A 17,177-nucleotide genomic window follows, 5' to 3' on the forward strand; every position below is an offset into this window, starting at 1 on the left:
CCTTTCGAGTTCGTCCAAATGATTAAGCAAAGTCTAAACGCTTTTTATAATTGATTCTATAAGTTAAGTGATGGTTTAAGTATCAACTTAGTACATTGACAACTGTGCTAGAACTGTTTGCGGCGAACAGAGGTTTTCCGTTACTCAGCCAAAATTCAAGGTCGTTTTCACCCTCTAACGAGAGCTTATAGCGCGACTCACAGGCACTGTACATGCCATTGACTTCAAACTCGTCATAACAAGTCTGTAGCTTAATTATCCGGTAGTTACGTGAGCCATTGTTGAAGTAAAAATGGTTCTGTTCGAAGTTAACAGTTTTTAAAAGGGGCATTGAGACGTTCAATGAATCGGCAGTAAGAATGATCATTATTATGTATTGTGTAATAGAGTATGTTAGTGGTCAGATAGAATGGGCAAAGTGAAGCGATATGTTTAAGCGGCATAATCGCGAAAATGACAATAGTAATGACAAAATTATGTTTAATGTCATACTATTACAAAGTTTTGCCCATTAAACCCACAACGTTAAATATCAAAAAGGGAGCAAGAGCTCCCTTTAATCTAAAAGAAATGGGGGGTTACCCCTTTCTTTGTGCCGCTTTGCGATCAAGTTTTTCCTGTCGACGTTGAGCAATGGTCTGTTTTGCATCACCACCGACATGAACCTCACCGCGTTCTACAGCTAATTTTACTTGCTTTTCGCGCTCACGAAAGCGTGCTTTTTGCTCATCAGTATGTTTGTCGGCACACTTAGGGCAACTTACACCTTCTTCGTAATCGGATGAATTGATGTCTTCTTCTGTGATGGGTAAGCGGCAGGCTTTACACATTTCATAACCGCTTTTTTCAAGCTGATGATTAACCGCAACGCGATTGTCAAACACGTAACAGTCACCTTGCCAAAGGCTTTCTTCTTCCGGCACCTCTTCTAGGTATTTGAGAATACCTCCCTCAAGGTGATACACATCGTCAAATCCTTGCTGCTTCATGTAAGCAGTGGATTTTTCGCAGCGAATACCACCGGTACAGAACATAGCGACCTTTTTATGCTTGCTTGGGTCCATGTTCTTAGCGACGTACTCAGGAAACTCACGAAATGTTTCGGTCTGGGGGTTGACCGCGTTTTGGAAAGTGCCAATTTCAATTTCGTAGTCATTACGTGTATCGACGACAAACACTTCAGGATCAGAAATCAGTTCATTCCAATCTTGAGGCTTAACGTAAGTACCAACAACATGGCGTGGGTCGATACCTTCTACGCCTAAAGTTACGATCTCTTTCTTGAGCTTAACTTTGCTGCGATTAAATGGCTGTTTAGTATCGAAAGACTCTTTATAGACGATGTCAGCTAAGCGTTCGTCTTGTTTAAACCATGCAAGAAGCTCATCGATACCTTCTCTGCTTGATGCGACTGTCCCGTTGATGCCCTCGCTCGCAAGCAATAAAGTACCGCGGATACGATGCTTATCCATAAGAGCAATCAAAGGTTTTTGAAGTTCGGTATAGTTTTCAAGCTGCACAAATTTATAGAGTGCGCAGACTACGTAGTCAGTCATATCTTGCCTTAGTTTCACTTTCTCAATCTTGAGTTTGCGCTGAGTATAGCGAAGAGTGAATGCTACAAATACCGACAGAAGATAGGGTTAAGCTTTGGTTGAATGACATCAGAGGAAGGTAAAGAACTTCATTAGAATTGCAGGCAGATCAATAAAACACGATATAGGTGTTCATGGCACTAGCGATGTATGAGAAACATGAGCTAGCGAGATACCGGAAATCGTTGCCATGGAGAATGCTTCGGCTATGGTTAAAAGCGTAGAACGTTGGTCATTCATGCCAGCTTGAAAATCTGCCTAAAGTTCTTAGAGTACTTCTACTTTTCGTTTATAGAGCGAGTCGATCGCAGACTGCTTATTATTACTAAGTACTGCATTGCTAAGTGCAATATTACTTAGCTGATTTAGTTGTTTGTTCAGTGTGATTTTTGCTTGAGCTTTGTGTTGCCGATGTTCCGAAGAACCAAGTAAAGAGACTGAGCACCCACAAAAGGTTTTCTTTGATACGTTATTACGCTCTGTTGACGAGTTTACGGTATAAACATGAGCGTTGTTGCTCGTGGGTTGAATATCATTTGGCATAGTATTCTTACACCCTTAAGTCAGCAGTATTCGGCAAGCAAAGGTTTTGCTCTGGAGTCTCAAACGCTGTCAATAGTGACTCCCAAGATTCACACTGTGTAATAAGTTCAGCAAGTGCTGACTCGAAGTATGCGTACTCAAGCTTTTCATTAGTTAGAAGTTTATGTAGACACAAAACGTTTCTATTGTTGTCGAGACTAAAAAATAGTTCGTACTCCGGCCAATGATGATTGAAAGCCAGTAAAGAACGGCAAAGATCGCTACTCAGCACGCTTAGGTTAACCACTTCAGCTTCCAATTGAAGTGTCTCCTGCTCAGGGTGAAATAGAAAGTGAACTCGTATTGCGTCATCAAATGCAAGGCTGAGTTCATTGTCAGTTAAGCGTAGTTCAGGCAAGCCTATTTGATGAGCGAATTGGGTTAGCACCTCATCTATTTTTTGGCGCGCTGACATATGTTGGATCCTTATTCTGGTTTTTCTCATTGAACATAAGCGAGACTGTGGATTTGGTTTATCATTATCCGTTGTAATTTTTTATATTCTGGCCGGAATTAACTGTTTTTATATGAAGTAATCAGTAATTGTGCACCGAAGCTCATTACTCAGCTAGTGCTTTCAATGAGTTAAGAACAATTTCTAATTTTTGTATACGGACTATTATTAATGATTTCTTTATTAGAAAAAACTTATTTGTTGATTGAGGATATTCTACTCTAGTGCCATCAGAAATTCGGTATGTATAGAGTGGAGATATTATTGAGAAATTCAAAGAACTGACAATTACTTATACTTTAAACCATAGGTTGACTTTTTTAAACGCGTGCAATTTTTTAAAATATATACTCTTAGAGGTTGATTTTAGCTAGGCGGCTGTATAAATTTACGCCAATTTATTATGGTTTATTTAAATTTGGATCTTTTTGAATGAAAAAGCCTTTATGGTCCGGTCTAATATTTCTGGTTGCTTTGAGTGGATGCAGTCAATCCATCTCAAATTCAGATTTTAGTAAGAAATCACAAGCACAGGTGTACGGTTGGATCTCTATAGATGACTACTTTTCTCCTGTCGCAACAAGAGTAGAAGTGGATATGTGCCAAGTGATTAATAATCAATGTTTGACGTCGGCAGCGCAAGAGTATAAAGGGATACAACTGCCAATTCAGTATTCATTTTTGATTTCGCCTCTTCAGGCTGGTGATGGAAGTATGAAAATACGAGCAAGGTTGTTGGATAAAGGAAACGTAGTTGCTCAAAGCTTGGTTGAATATCATTTTGAACCTGGTGAAAGACGTGTTGATATAGTGTTAAGTTCAATAAAAAATTAACAACAAAACTGAGACAATGAGATCCTGTTTATTTGTCTTTTCTTAATTAGGGCCTACTAAAATAGGGTTCTCTTATAGTTAATATACGGTCATATGACATGGTTTTCACTCTTCACGGGTGATATACATTGAACTTTTCAGCTCATCGGGACAGTGAAATTTATCACCTATGATTATTGCCTAAACTGCTATTTTTGTGATTATAATTCAGTTCTCCAATAGGTTGGCTTGACTAGAATGAATGTTCTAGGGCGCACTAGCGCTTGTAAATCACAGTGTCTCAAATTTGAGAATGTAGTGTTAAGTATATTCATTCTGTTCTAATAATAAATCAAAGTTATTAATATAACACTCAGTAACTACAACTTTAGTTATTACTAATTAAATAAAAAATTAGCGTTCTCTGTAATACCAAAATTCTAACTCAGGGAACTCGTATACTTAGTTTTATTTACCTTGCTTTAATGCGAGGTTTTTGAGCATTTTGCTTTAAATACGGGGGGGTATAGTTGGTTACTAACTTACTGTGCTCTTTTCTTTTCTTCTTAAATTACTAATGCATTATTAGGGTGTTATCGCTGATTGATAGTGCTTTGGAACTCTCACGCTTTAAAAGCAGGGAGTGAATATGACGAAGGTTAGGAAATGAATGTGTCAGGCCAATTAAACACGGACAAATTCGGCGCTTGTTTTGAGAAAATTCATAGATTTTCAACTCGAGAAAGCTTTGATGAGGTGCTTCATTCAGATCATTCTCAAATTGTTATTATTCGTAGCGGTCAATTAAAAATACAGACTGGAGATTGTACAGTTAATATTCTTGCTGGCAGTGGTGTTTTTTTGTCTCAGGGCGATTATTTGTTTGAATACTCGGCTCTTGGGGAAGAGTACCAGTCGATGATTATAGAATTTGAAAATGAGCTGGTGAGTCAGCTATTGCAAAAACATAGCGATTTGTTGATGACATTGCCTAAATCGGATAAGGCCATTATGGGACTTTTTCCATTTGACTTAAATATCCTGCTCGAGCAAGTTATTTCAGGCATGCAAGCGTTGGAAGAGCAATCTTATCCAAGTGCAATTATGCGCTTAAAATACGAAGAAATGTTGATCTTGCTATTGCATAGTGCAGGTGGAGAGCAACTTTATGCTTTACTCTCTCAACAGATGAATCGCACGTCGGAAAGACTGCGTAGATTTATGGAATTGCATTATCTGAAAGAATGGAAACTAAATGATTATGCTCAGGAGTTTGGCGCAAGTCTTACGACGTTCAAAGAGCTTTTTAATGAGCATTATGGAATGTCTCCTCGGGCATGGATCAGTGAACGCCGCCTCTTATTTGCGCATAAGTTATTGCTAACAAGTAAGATGAGTATTGTCGATATTGCAATGGAAGCGGGGTTTTCCAGCCAGTCTTATTTTACTCAGAGCTATCGCCGTCGTTTTGGTACGACACCGAGTAAAGTACGATCAGGTGAAGAAATGGTAGCTATCGCTGAATGAAATGACTTATGACTAAAATTTTCTGACTTTTATTACAAGTGTCGGTTCGCGAGTCATTATATTATCATCAGCATAGAAACGAATACTCAATGTTAATTTTACCTCTTTCGTTCAGGAGTGTACGAAAGAAGTGCGGAGAAAGAAGACAAAATGAAAAAGCAGCATTGGCGACGCCGTTCGCTTTTTCCAGACAACTCTGTGACAAAAAGGAAGGTCACAGTCTTGCAGAGAGGGGCTCGATACCAAGAGGCCGCTAAACAAACGCAGGGTAAAAATGTTGTTAATGTCAGTCACCGTCAGCTCCTAAGCGAAGGTGTCTTAAGTTCGGAACAGCTATCTCTACTACAAAGGTTGTTGAATAGAGATGTGATTGATGCTTTGTGCTCAAGCCAGCTAGTTAAGACTTATGAGAAGCTTGGTGCACCGTTAGATAGATTTGCGATGCGCTTGTTTTTGGAAATTGGTTCAAGGTTAGGTGCAAGTCAGGCTTTAGCAACTCACGAACAGCGAGTGGCATACATCAATCAACATGTAGGTTATCGATATAATCTGGCTAGCCCCAAATCACTGACACTATGTCTGCACTGTGCTATTGCCGAATGGGTAAATCACCAATCTGACCAAGGTGTGTTATTGGATGTGGTGGAAATTGAGCAACTGGCGAATCAACTGCAGATTCAAGGTAGCTATTGGGAAAAACTTCTGGGTCAAGAAGCAAGTGCGATTTACGTAGAGCAGCAACTCGAACTGATAAAGTCTCAACAACAACAGGTGAAAGAGCAACTTCGAACCCTTGAGGAAACGCACAAAAAAGCTGCGGAGTCGCATCGCGTTTTGATGGAAAAATGGCAACCCTGCCTTAGTACACTAAAAGCCTTGTCTGAGTTTGCACTGACTTCTCCGGAGTTCTTCACGGCCTGGCAGACTTGGTGTGAACAGGCAAGACAACTTGCCCCCGAGCTTAGGGAAATTTGGGAGGCATGTGACCACATATATCGTGATCTAAATGCGGTTGCAAAATTGTGGCAATGGTTCCAAGACATGCAATCGGTAGGTGACGTGGACCTGTATTACTTTGATGTTCAAAGTGGTCAGTTTGGTCAAGCTTACAATCACATGAGTCATATTTAATAAAGGCATAACGATGCTAAATCAAATAATGAAATCTCTAGCAAATACGCTAGAGGTTAGGACTTTTACGCCCAATGAAAATGGCACTTACGAGATTGAAGTCGATCAGTTCAACGTCGAAGTTAAACAACACTCGTCTTGGATTTTATGGGAAACCGAATTGCCTTTCCACTTTGACAAAGACTTAGATTATCAAAGTGAACAGATGCTTAAGCGTTGTATGCAGTTATCTTTAAAAACAGTACGTGATGGTCAAGAAACGTTAACTCTAAACAAGGAGCAGCGTTTAGTGTTACAAGGTAAGGCTCCCTTTGACCAAATGTCTTCAGTGATCTTTCCTTCACTGCTCTCCCAACACGTCAATATGTGTGAATATTACAGTGAAATACTAGAGCATGAACGTGTAAACCGCGCAATTAACCATACAGTGTGGCTGCCATGAGAGCATTGCTTACCAAGTTCAGCTTAGTTTTTTTTGTGCTATGTGCTAGTTCGACGAGTTTATTGGCTGCTCCTCTTGATTGGCCACAACGTCCATTTCGCTATTTTGCTGATAATGACTCTCTTAAAGAACTACTTAATAACTTTGGCGCAAACTATGGTGTGTCAGTTGCTGTAAGTGAAAAGGTCAGTGAAAAAATCAGTGGAAGATTCACACCAGAAAAGCCTGCTGAGTTCCTAGATTATTTGGCACAGATTTATAACCTGATGTGGTACTTTGACGGTGCTGTATTGCACGTATACAAGGCGACAGAAACACGTTCTCGGCTTCTGCAACTTGAACTACTAACAGCACGGGATTTACGCAGTACTCTAATTTCGACCGGGGTCTGGGACTCACGTTACCGCTGGCGCGCTGTAGAGAATAAAGGTCTTATTTATCTGGCAGGTCCACCTCGTTATGTAGACCTCATCGTACAGACAGCAGAAGCATTAGAGAGCCGTTTGCTACAGAAAGCAAACTCTACCGATGAACTTTATGTTGAGTTGATCCCGCTAAAATACGCTTCCGCTACTGATAGAGAGATCTCTTACCGGGATCAGAAAGTTATTGTACCTGGCATAGCAGCAGTGCTTCGTCGATTGGTATCTGGTGTGCAAACGCAAGTAGTTGACTCAAGGGAACAAAACCTCGCAGAAGATAGTGAAGGTCAAGAAGTTATTACAAAGCCTGCTTCTGTTCACGGTGGCGCAACAGTTGAAGCTGAGCCCGGATTAAATGCGATCATTGTGCGAGATACGCAATCAAGGCTTCCTTTATATCGCAAGCTAATTGCCCAGTTAGATCAACCGCAATCACGAATCGAAGTTGCAGTTTCAATCGTAGATATAAGTGCAAATGACATTAGTCAGTTAGGTGTAGATTGGCGAGCGGGAGTATCTGTCGGTAACAATAGCATTATCGATATAAAAACAACCGGTGATGTTGCAGGTGGCGATGTTACTTTAGGTAGCGGTGCGACCTTTAAATCCCTGCTGGATGCAAGTAACTTGAACTATTTGCTCGCTCAGATTCGTCTATTGGAATCTCAAGGGAGTGCCCAAGTGGTTTCCCGACCGACACTATTAACGCAAGAAAATGTAGAGGCTGTCCTAAACAACAGCAATACATTCTATGTGAAACTGCTTGGTAAAGAGACGACGGCCCTTGAAGAAGTGACTTATGGAACCTTGTTGAGAATTGTGCCGCGTATTGTAGGTGATCGTTTTGCCGAACGTCCAGAAATTAACTTAAGCCTGCATTTGGAAGATGGTTCTGAGATCCCTGATGGAAGTGTTGACGATTTGCCTTCAGTTCGAAAGACCGAAATCAGTACCTTAGCGACCGTGAAGCAAGGACAAAGTTTGCTGATTGGTGGTGTATATCGTGATGAAGTTAGCCATCAGCTACGCAAAGTACCACTCCTTGGTGATATACCATTTTTAGGTGCATTGTTCAGAAGCAACACCAATACAACACGTCGCACTGTTCGAATGTTCATCATTGAACCGCGCATCGTAGTAGATGGCATTGGCGACAGTGTGCTTATTGGCAATGAACACGACCTGCGCCCTCATATTGGACAGCTAAATAATATCTCCAATAACAGTACACAGTTCAAATCCGCTGTAGAGCTATACAGTTGTTCGACCCTAGAGCAAGCACAGCGTTACCAAAAGTATTTGCTGGAAAGCGCTCAGTCTTCACTATTGTCAGAGTGTGAATTGCCAACTGGTCAAACAGGTTGGCGAGTTAAAGTGACACAGTGCGATGCAGAACCACACTGTATGCGCCCGGCTAAGGAGCCTTGATAAGAATGCAACAATGGAAAATTCGTATCTTATCCGGTGTGCATTCCGGAGTAGAGGTCCCTTTACCTCAAGGTACATTGGTACTAGGAAATGACGACTTTGGTGCTGACCTTGTACTTTCAGATGCTGGGGTTGAGAGTCATCATCTGACGCTTGAGTGTACGTTAGAGAATGTCATCTTGAAAGGCTGTAGCGAAGCTTCGCTACGGGGTGAGCAGGTTGATGTTGTTAAAGATGGTGTTGAGCTAGAGCGAGGTAGTTTGGTTTCTGTTGGGGTAGTTCAGTTTGCTGTCGGACATGCAGACGATGATTTGGCAATCTTGGGCAGTGAAACAGAAGTTGTGACCAAAGATATATCCAACAAGGTGGTGAAATCCTCGACTTGGAAACGCTCTCTTTTGATTGGAGCGATGTGCAGTATGCTGCCTAGCGCTATTCTTGCGGGTATGTGGTATAGCCAGGTGAATAGCAATGCCAACGAGATTACCACGGAAGCAGAGCCGATTGTTCAAGTTAGGGATATTTTGAAGGAACTTGGGTTAGACGATGTACGTGTCGAATGGAATGCGAACGTTCACCAAGCGGTGCTAGAAGGATATGTGGACGATAGTGCCCAAAAACTACAACTATTGCGTCGAATTGACTTACTAGGGATTAACTACAAAAGCGATTTACGCACCATGGAAGAGATTCGTCGCGGAGTTCGCTTTATTCTTCGAAATTTGGGTTATCACCAGGTCAAAGTTGAGAACGGTGATGAAACTGGGACCGTGCTGCTAACAGGATACATTGATGATGCGAGCCGTTGGAGTCAAGTAGAACAGATTTTAGAAAGGGATGTCCCCGGTCTCGTCGCGTGGAAGGTTGAGTTGCAGCGGGCAGGAGCGTACATGGATACGCTGAAGCAGTTGCTTGAAAAAGAATCCTTACTCAAAAAAGTCCAAATCGTCACCAGTGGTGATCGCGTGGAAGTACGCGGTGAGCTAGATGATATTGAGACGACACGCTTTTACAGCGTAACTCGAGAATTTAGGGAACAGTATGGTGAAAAGCCGTACTTGGTTTTGAAATCTATCCCAAAAGTTAGCAAAGGAACTAACGTTGACTTCCCATTTCGTAGTGTGAATTTTGGTCAGGTGCCTTATGTGATTTTGACAGACAATGTTCGCTATATGGTGGGTTCCCGAACCCCTCAAGGTTATCGCATTTCAAGTGTAACACCTGACGGAATTGAACTGGTGAAAGGTGGACAGGTCATCAATATTGAACTCGGATATTCAGAAGAGAATAACAATGACAGATCTTGAAAAGATTTTAGATAACGATCCAACTGGAGCAGAAGTGAAGAAGCTTAAGGAGACACTTTTCCAGGCACAGACTTCGGTCAAGCGAAAGCTAGATCAAGGGTGTAATCCTCAGCAATATCAATTATTAACCAAGCAACACGAAGCGTATATAGCAGCACAGGCAGTCCTTGAACAGTACGTTTCCCAGCCAAGTTAAGGAGAAATACTATGACATCTTTTTACAATGGTACTAGTACAGTCAATCTCGACGAAGTTAAAAGTAAACTTACAAGTCAGGCTACAACGGCGAATAAAAATGTGACCGACGCTATCGCAAATCTCTCAGCCAATGCAGACGATCCATCGAAATTAGCTGAGTTGCAGCACACCATCAACCAATGGTCAGTTATCTACAACATCAACTCTACAACGACCAGAGCAATTAAAGATGTGATGCAGTCCATTTTGCAAAAGGTATAACTGATGGATAGAGAAATGCGCCAGCTTTTGGCTGCAGTGGCCTTGATGGCTACAGGTATGCACTGCCATAAAGAAGCTCAATCAATCGTCGAATGTCTCGAACAAGAAGAAGGGACTGAAGAGGTGGTCGCGATGATTTTGGCGATGAGCTTAATGAATAGGGGCATGTATGAACAAGCTGAGCAGCATCTAGCTTCATTGTGTTCTGATCATGCATCTCTTATCCCTCTTGCTGCCCTGGCTGCGGGTAAAGCGGGTTTGTCTAGTAAGGCAGAGCTTTGGCTGCAACAAGCAGCGAATGGAAGTTCACAGAGTAAAGCGTTTGCTGAAAGCTTTTGTCATGATCTTAGGAACTTTGGATGATCATTGACTCAAGCTTGCAAGCTGCTGACCTAAAGAGCAGAAATGAGTTAAGCGTACATCGGCGCCAAGATGAAGCGCGAATGAGTTCATTGATGAGGGAATCAACCCAGCAAGAAATAAACGCCAAAAAAGAAGTAAATCCGCCTGTTGTTGAAGCTTCTAGTGACGTTTCCATGGTTAAAGCTTGGTATGAGAATATTAAGACTCAGCAAAATATTACTCGTCAAGCTTTGATCTCGGAACTAAAACAAGCTTTCCCCGAACTTGCTTCGCAGAAAGAAGCTATGTGGTATGCCTATAACAAAGAGAAGTCAATAAAAGGGACAGACGAAGCAAACTCGAATTTACTCGATGCGCTTAAGCAGGAGCTTGTTGGGGATTTCGCAAATGAACTTAGAGCTGTGCCTCCTTCCGATAACGATCAGCTGAGGCAAATGCTATCTGAAAAATATTCACTGAGTGCTCATAAGGAACAAGCCCTTTGGCATGCTTGGGAGGATCTAAAAGCTGTTCCGGAGATGAAACCCGTTGTTGATTTGGTTCGCCAAGAGTTGAGTCTAGTTATTTCAAAAAATGCCATTGTTAAAAACATGCTCACCCATAGCCATAAGTTAGATTTGTCGTAGGAGGTCATATGATCAACACGCAATATACTGAAGTAGTACAAACAAGCCTAGAACAGGTGCAAGACGCCCAAATAGAAGACGGACTAAGTGAACGTTTCGATCAAGCGATGTCATTACCTGAAAGCAACAATGGTCTTGAAGGTGGGCTGTTGGAAAACATCAGTGAACTAAAGTCAAATATCGACAATGCTAAAAGTTCATTACAAGACAGCATGGAAGCTGTGGGAGATAACCCTGCGAAACTGCTGGAAATGCAATGGGCGCTAACGCGTATTACTTTCCAAGAAGAGTTGATTGCCAAGACTGTAGGCAAAACCACTCAAAATGTAGAAACCCTATTAAAGGCTCAGTAAGAAATGATGAATAAATTGCGTGTATTCGCCTTGGCTATGGTTGTGTTTCTTGCTGGTTGTCAAACAGAGCTTTACACCAATATAAGCCAGAAAGAAGGTAATGAGATGTTATCTATTTTGCTATCTGAAGGTGTCGTAGCAACCAAAGAGCCGGGTAAAGACAACACCGTAAAATTGATGGTGGATAGTTCGCAGATTGCGTTCGCGGTGGATGCGCTTAAGCGCAAAGGCTATCCACGTGAAGAGTTTTCAACACTAAAAGAAGTATTCCCTAAAGATGATCTAATATCATCACCATTGGCTGAACGCGCTCGTCTTATCTATGCAAAGTCTCAGGAATTATCGTCGACACTTTCTCAGATTGATGGTGTTCTTGTTGCACGAGTGCACGTGGTTCTCGAAGAAAAAGATTTACGTCCTGGAGAGCGTCCGACGCCAGCTTCAGCTTCTGTGTTCATCAAGCATGCTGCCGATGTGGCGCTAGACTCTTACGTTCCGCAAATAAAGTTGCTAGTGAACAACAGTATAGAAGGTCTTAATTACGATCGTATTAGTGTTGTAATGGTGCCGTCTGCTGAGGTTCGAATCACTCCTCAGGGGAATCAATTTGAGAGCATCCTGTCTGTTCAACTAACCAAAGACTCGGTAGATAATTTTATTGTCATTCTTCTTTTCATGGTGGCGTTAATGATTGGAACGAATGTAGCAACTTATCTTTGGTGCCGTAGGAATGTAAAACGTGGCTAACCCAGAAACACCGCTTAGTCAGGTTGTTCACCAGTTCAACTATTGCCCGTGTCAGTACATGGACAGTAGCTGGCTTACTGACAAGCAGTCTTGGATAGAAAACCTAGATGGTTGGAGACATAGACCAATGCTTAACAACTGGGTGCTAAAAGAGTGGGAATTAACGCCTATTTCCGAGTCGACTTTTAACATACCGACAAACAGCGTAGCACTTTTGCCACCTGAGTCCCTTAGGAAACTATTGGTCATGGTTGGCGGTGTGCTGCATTGTATATCGATGCGTCAAGTTATACTCAAGGAGCCAAAGCAACATCTACATACAGCGTTTGGGTCTGAAGGGATGCAATTCTGTATTCAGCAAGGTCCAATGCTACTTTCTGATTGGCCGGAAGGATGGCAACACAAGTTACCTAGTCAATTCGACAGCGTGAGCATTCAGGAGCAGGCGTTAAAGCTTGGCTTGATTTGGTTTAGTTTCATTCTAAAAAACTCTCCAGACAATATTCAACAGCGATGGCGTTTTAAGCTCAAACAGTCAGATTTCGCATTCTCATCAAATGTTGCTTGGTTAGAAGAAACTCAGCGTGATTTGGCATATCGACTAACTAAAAAAATCGCAAAGCAGGTTATTCCCCAATGGTTTCATTTGTTGAAATAAAAACAGACAACTTACAGCTTGCTCCGGGTTTGAAGGTACTAAAAGCTCGAGAGTACTTGAGCTACTTAGACTCCCAGCACTTGGTTGAAGCTGCCCATGCTAAAGCAGGCACCATTGTCGAGAGTGCTCAACAGGCTTACGAAAGTGAAAAACAACGTGGTTACCAAGATGGGTTACAAAAGGCGGAAATTGAAAACGCCCAGACCATGATTGCGACCCTAGCCAAATGTAATGATTACTACCTTCAGGTAGAGCAAAAAATGACCGGTGTGGTGCTTGATGCTGTACGCAAGATCATCGATACCTTTGATGACGTTGATACGACGGTCAGTGTTGTGCGTGAAGCTTTACAGTTGGTCAGTAACCAAAAGCAAGTGATTTTGCATGTTCATCCAGAACAAGTCATTGACGTTCGAGAAAAGGTTTCATCGGTATTGAGTGACTTTCCAGAAGTAGGATACGTTGAAGTGGTTGCCGATGCGCGTTTAAAAAACGGAGGCTGTATCCTTGAAACGGAAGTCGGCATCATCGACGCAAGTATTGATGGTCAGTTGCAGGCATTAAAGCAGGCTATGGAAAAGCAACTCAGTGAACGTCAAAGCTCGTTGTAACTAAACCTCTTTATTATTGCTCTCGCCAAGCTTGAGTGTGACGATTTATTGGATTGGATAAATCTATTCAATCTAATGGCAACAATTGCTTTGTAATAAAGTCAGGCACTAAGAATTGTTAACAAAATAGAGAGTGGCCATCGCCACTCTTTTTTTGTCTGCAAAACCAAATAATGCCAATTTTTTTGTCATTCAATGTAGCGCTATATCTTCACTAACATGATGAATGTTAAGTGCTGACCACCATAATGTTCGTGCTGCAAAAGAGGTTCAAGTTGATAAAAAAGGCGACTGATTCTTATATAGGCGTGTAGAGGCTGCGCTTAAACTAATAAAAAACAGAGGGTATATGCTATGAACAGAGAAGAAATTATTAACCAGTGGCTGTTAGATATATCGGAAGGTCAGTGGCAACTATTAAATGATCAGTGCAACTTAGTTGGTGACGATGGCCGCCATTTCGCCACAATCAACCTGCTACAGAGTCGGACATTGATTATGTTTCCGTTGCACCCCTCAGAGCAGCTGGAATCAGACAGTCTTCAGCTCAAGTTATTACAGCTTAACAGCCACCCTGACGTTGTAGGAATGGCCGCTTTTTCTCTTGCTGAAGATAACGCCACTATTGTGCTTAACTTTTCAGTTTCCGATGAAGCCTTGCCAGCAACTGATCTTCAGGATTTCTGGCAAAGCAGCCTTAATTTGCGCAATTCGCTCTTTGAAGTTCTCTCCCGATAAGCTGAGTGATCAATATGGTTTATACATATAACAATGTTACTCAGCATACATTGGGGGTATCTGTACAACCTGTGCAGGTGCAGGCGAGTACGGCGGCCAATCAGCTTTCTCAGGTTCAGTCCGTCCCGGTAAATCTAACGGGTCAGAATCTTCCCCCTTTACCGAAAGGTAACCACGAGCCCGTTGCACTCAAGCAGGTTGAAGCTGAGTTTAATAAAGCGGTGATGCGGGTCGCCGAATACGAAGGCAGCGTAGTAGACAGCATTCTCACCAAAGTGAAACAGCAGTTTCCGCAAGAAGCGCCTGCTATGCAGATGCATATTGCTTCCACTGCCGCTGATAAAGTCAAAGCGGCCAACCATAGCTTCGAAATGAATCACCTTGGCAATAAATTACTCACAATGCCCGCGGTAGAGTATATGTCCCAGTCGTATCTCAGGCGTGTTTTAGAAAATGCAGAAAAGCTTGAGAATGCAGGCGTGAAACTTCATCTCGGTGATGAGGGAGGAGCTGGATTTTTAGCAGGTTGGGATACTAGCGATGATCAGTTGTGGGGCGAGCAGATGAACAAACTGGTTAACGGAAAAGTGAATGCCCGTGTTCTGACAACTGCTGGATATATGTTTCAGGAGAACTTCCGGCTTCATTTCGACAAAATTGCTGACTCGATTAACACACCGCTCTGGAATGAGAAGAACAGCCCTGAAAATGCGCGTGTTGATATTTTCAACGCAAGTAGCCTGAAAAAGGGCCCTCCAGTCACGGTCCAGCCTCACGGTACTGCCTGGTTGAAATACGCCACCTGGAACTTGACTGAAAACATGGGCCATGAACGACATCAGCAGATAGTCGCTTCCCGTAATCATGATACGTACGATACGAGCGAGCTGTATAAACACGTTGAACCTGCCTTGTATCGTGATGAAAGCAGCGGTTTAACGGAGCGCGAGAAGGCTACCCCGGGTTTTTCTGTTTGGGAGGTGCGTGATTCTGAAGTAAAAACCGTCGGTCAGGATAAGGAGGTTTCGGTCAACTGGAAGAAGCAGAACCTTGATAAAGGTCTGCCTATGTTTTCTGGGCCATCAAGTACAACCAGTTATATGTATGAGGTAGTGCGCTTACTGGATATACCAGACAATGAAGTACAGTCATTCCGCGCGATGCTGCTAGGCTGGATGATACAAGGCCGAGATCACAGTTTTACCGAGATCATGGGCGCGTTTGATGCTTATGCAAAGGAAAGAGAAGAAGGAGGCGTGGCTACTACTAGCGGTGACGCGAAACTGGCCTGGGAAATGCGTAAAACCAAGCAGTGGGAAACGGCTTACGAGAACCTTTTCACCGAGGACATTAATCTACCAGCGCAGGAAGCTAAAACAGTCAGGGTCAAAGGCCAGGAGATCCGTCTGCCAGCGATACCCGCGGTGCATATGACAAAGGCTGAGTTCGATCGGAAGATCACTGGCGGCGACGGCTACCCATCGCAGTACGCAACGAGCGATAACCTTAAAGTTATCCGTGATGATCTCTCGAACAAGGGTTTTTCTACGGTGCGTTCCGGTTTGGCTGCTGAAAAGGTGATGTATGGCGCATACAACCCGGTGACGAATGCTTTATTCGACTCTAGCAGCGAGGCTCGGCCTGTCTCTATCCCTGAACATGCAGGAACTGATATGTCGGCGGCTTTTTTTGATGCCGATAAAGATAAGGCTATGAATGATTGGCTGAGCCAGCAGTCTCCGGATGAGTACGAGAAACTGCTAGATGACGCTGCTTCTCTCTTCGCGGAGTCGTCTCAAGAGCAGTCTTTGGGACACATATATACACGCGAAAACAGCCCAAATAACTATGTGCTGGAGGCGTTTCTTCTCGACAAGAGAACCAACATGCTGCTGCATAGCGATGCGCTTAATCTAGATAATTCAGGTGAGAGTAACGTGTCAGCTTTGGTTAAACTGGCTGGAAAGGAGGCCACTCAGGAGGCCCGTCAGCAAGCCGTTCTGGGAGCTGTAGGGGATAACCGTACTGCCCAAGATGCACTGATTAAAGGGATGCTGTTAGCAGTTCAGCGCTTCTGGACGGGTGAGCCGACCGAAGCTTTTAACCCAGGCTATTCATCGCAGTACGGTTCACCTAAAGACGACATTGAGTTTAACTTGCGTTTTGAGGGGGCAATGCGCAACCTCAAAGGGGGCCCATCTGTTGATAAGCTTGATGATGTACGTGAAGAGGCTATTAAACTACGTAATATGTTGAGGGCTGCTATCCATTCCCCACTATTTGAAGGAACAACAGAGCCGGTCTACCGGGGTGTTTCTCAATATGTTGGTCAGGAACTACTAGCTCTTAAACCTGGCGAAGAGTACAAATTCCCTGGATTTATGAGCACCTCCAGAGAGCCGGGCGTCGGCTTAGATTATGCTAATGGAGCTTTTGTTGTTATTAATCCGCCCAAAACGGGTTCTCTAGGTGCAGATATAGTGGGTATAAGTAAGGCGCCTGCTGAGAAAGAGGTACTTGTGGCTGATGATACAGTGCTTCAGTTGGATAAGACATTTACTCTTAATATAACGAAAGAGATCCCAAGCACGGCGACCGGAATCAGAAGGCGTCAGTATGAAATGGGCTTGAGGCAGGCGCCAATCAAAATAAATGTTATGACGTCAGATGGCCAGGCTTCTCCTGAAGGTGAAGTACTTCTCAAGGATGTGATTGCGGATATAAAAGCTAAGCCCAAAGCCAACTACTTTGGTGAGCCGATCAAGGTGGCGGTACTCAATGTAAAAAGCTAGATGAATCATGCTTATAAACGACATCATTAATTTATGAGTCATTAATCGGGCCTGCTCTCATTATCAATTTAATGGGAGTAGGCTCGGCTATTTCATGTCCCTCATAACTTTTAGGGTCTGCTGACCTTT

The 17,177-nt window shown here is 42.9% G+C and carries 20 protein-coding genes; 16 read left to right on the plus strand and 4 right to left on the minus strand.

Annotated elements, in window-relative coordinates:
- Nucleotides 1–82 precede the first annotated feature (82 nt).
- From AC6R00_RS21720 to AC6R00_RS21735, 4 genes are all read right to left on the minus strand, one after another.
- The gene (locus AC6R00_RS21720) at nucleotides 83–331 is read right to left on the minus strand and encodes a hypothetical protein (protein WP_414931195.1); all 249 of its coding nucleotides are present in this window, start codon (nucleotides 329–331) and stop codon (nucleotides 83–85) included.
- A 247-nt stretch (nucleotides 332–578) separates the two neighbouring features.
- Entirely contained in the window at nucleotides 579–1,556 is a 978-nt protein-coding gene (gene trhO / locus AC6R00_RS21725; protein ID WP_500641900.1) for an oxygen-dependent tRNA uridine(34) hydroxylase TrhO, read from the minus strand.
- A gap of 306 nt (nucleotides 1,557–1,862) precedes the next feature.
- Complete coding sequence (gene exsE2 / locus AC6R00_RS21730; protein ID WP_425665894.1) at nucleotides 1,863–2,138, minus strand: T3SS regulon translocated regulator ExsE2; 276 nt, start codon at nucleotides 2,136–2,138, stop codon at nucleotides 1,863–1,865.
- 7 nt (nucleotides 2,139–2,145) lie between these two features.
- Nucleotides 2,146–2,592 (minus strand): CesT family type III secretion system chaperone, encoded by a 447-nt coding sequence (locus tag AC6R00_RS21735; protein ID WP_004742995.1) that lies wholly within the window; start codon nucleotides 2,590–2,592, stop codon nucleotides 2,146–2,148.
- Nucleotides 2,593–3,063: 471 nt separating this feature from the next.
- On the opposite strand from AC6R00_RS21735, the gene AC6R00_RS21740 reads away from it, so the two are divergent.
- The 16 genes from AC6R00_RS21740 (at nucleotide 3,064) to AC6R00_RS21815 (ending at nucleotide 17,048) form a co-directional block, all read left to right on the plus strand.
- Complete coding sequence (locus AC6R00_RS21740) at nucleotides 3,064–3,465, plus strand: YscW family type III secretion system pilotin (RefSeq protein ID WP_171321284.1); 402 nt, start codon at nucleotides 3,064–3,066, stop codon at nucleotides 3,463–3,465.
- 645 nt (nucleotides 3,466–4,110) lie between these two features.
- Nucleotides 4,111–4,971, plus strand: a complete 861-nt coding sequence (locus AC6R00_RS21745; RefSeq protein ID WP_004749294.1) for a helix-turn-helix transcriptional regulator — start codon at nucleotides 4,111–4,113, stop codon at nucleotides 4,969–4,971.
- A gap of 150 nt (nucleotides 4,972–5,121) precedes the next feature.
- On the plus strand, nucleotides 5,122–6,102 hold the full coding sequence (locus AC6R00_RS21750) for a T3SS regulon anti-activator ExsD domain-containing protein (protein WP_500641901.1): 981 nt from the start codon (nucleotides 5,122–5,124) through the stop codon (nucleotides 6,100–6,102).
- Nucleotides 6,103–6,115: 13 nt separating this feature from the next.
- Nucleotides 6,116–6,544 carry a YscB family type III secretion system chaperone gene (locus AC6R00_RS21755; protein ID WP_239825558.1) on the plus strand — a complete coding sequence of 143 codons (429 nt, stop codon included), beginning with the start codon at nucleotides 6,116–6,118 and terminating at the stop codon, nucleotides 6,542–6,544.
- Nucleotides 6,541–8,394, plus strand: a complete 1,854-nt coding sequence (sctC, locus tag AC6R00_RS21760; RefSeq protein WP_171321291.1) for a type III secretion system outer membrane ring subunit SctC — start codon at nucleotides 6,541–6,543, stop codon at nucleotides 8,392–8,394. The genes AC6R00_RS21755 and sctC overlap by 4 nt, the downstream gene beginning before the upstream one ends.
- 5 nt (nucleotides 8,395–8,399) lie before the next feature.
- Nucleotides 8,400–9,701 (plus strand): type III secretion system inner membrane ring subunit SctD, encoded by a 1,302-nt coding sequence (sctD, locus tag AC6R00_RS21765; protein WP_500641902.1) that lies wholly within the window; start codon nucleotides 8,400–8,402, stop codon nucleotides 9,699–9,701.
- Nucleotides 9,688–9,897, plus strand: a complete 210-nt coding sequence (locus AC6R00_RS21770; RefSeq protein ID WP_500641903.1) for an EscE/YscE/SsaE family type III secretion system needle protein co-chaperone — start codon at nucleotides 9,688–9,690, stop codon at nucleotides 9,895–9,897. The genes sctD and AC6R00_RS21770 overlap by 14 nt, the downstream gene beginning before the upstream one ends.
- Nucleotides 9,898–9,908: 11 nt before the next feature.
- Complete coding sequence (sctF, locus tag AC6R00_RS21775) at nucleotides 9,909–10,160, plus strand: type III secretion system needle filament subunit SctF (protein ID WP_004745580.1); 252 nt, start codon at nucleotides 9,909–9,911, stop codon at nucleotides 10,158–10,160.
- 3 nt (nucleotides 10,161–10,163) lie between these two features.
- Nucleotides 10,164–10,523, plus strand: coding sequence for a YscG family type III secretion system chaperone (locus AC6R00_RS21780; RefSeq protein ID WP_004745579.1), 360 nt, complete (start codon nucleotides 10,164–10,166; stop codon nucleotides 10,521–10,523).
- Entirely contained in the window at nucleotides 10,520–11,149 is a 630-nt protein-coding gene (locus AC6R00_RS21785; protein ID WP_004745578.1) for a YopR family T3SS polymerization control protein, read from the plus strand. The genes AC6R00_RS21780 and AC6R00_RS21785 overlap by 4 nt, the downstream gene beginning before the upstream one ends.
- Before the next feature lie 8 nt (nucleotides 11,150–11,157).
- Nucleotides 11,158–11,502, plus strand: a complete 345-nt coding sequence (gene sctI / locus AC6R00_RS21790; protein WP_004745577.1) for a type III secretion system inner rod subunit SctI — start codon at nucleotides 11,158–11,160, stop codon at nucleotides 11,500–11,502.
- Between the two features lie 3 nt (nucleotides 11,503–11,505).
- Entirely contained in the window at nucleotides 11,506–12,249 is a 744-nt protein-coding gene (gene sctJ, locus AC6R00_RS21795; protein ID WP_004745576.1) for a type III secretion system inner membrane ring lipoprotein SctJ, read from the plus strand.
- Nucleotides 12,242–12,907 (plus strand): SctK family type III secretion system sorting platform protein VscK, encoded by a 666-nt coding sequence (gene vscK / locus AC6R00_RS21800; RefSeq protein WP_171321300.1) that lies wholly within the window; start codon nucleotides 12,242–12,244, stop codon nucleotides 12,905–12,907. Before sctJ ends, vscK begins: the two co-directional genes overlap by 8 nt.
- Nucleotides 12,886–13,518 carry an HrpE/YscL family type III secretion apparatus protein gene (locus AC6R00_RS21805; protein WP_004745574.1) on the plus strand — a complete coding sequence of 211 codons (633 nt, stop codon included), beginning with the start codon at nucleotides 12,886–12,888 and terminating at the stop codon, nucleotides 13,516–13,518. Before vscK ends, AC6R00_RS21805 begins: the two co-directional genes overlap by 22 nt.
- Before the next feature lie 354 nt (nucleotides 13,519–13,872).
- On the plus strand, nucleotides 13,873–14,256 hold the full coding sequence (locus tag AC6R00_RS21810) for a hypothetical protein (RefSeq protein WP_500641904.1): 384 nt from the start codon (nucleotides 13,873–13,875) through the stop codon (nucleotides 14,254–14,256).
- Nucleotides 14,257–14,270: 14 nt separating this feature from the next.
- The gene (locus tag AC6R00_RS21815) at nucleotides 14,271–17,048 is read left to right on the plus strand and encodes an ADP-ribosyltransferase domain-containing protein (RefSeq protein WP_500641905.1); all 2,778 of its coding nucleotides are present in this window, start codon (nucleotides 14,271–14,273) and stop codon (nucleotides 17,046–17,048) included.
- Nucleotides 17,049–17,177 lie beyond the last annotated feature (129 nt).

It is taken from the genome of Vibrio sp. R10-SF1-ISO8 (assembly GCF_059833805.1).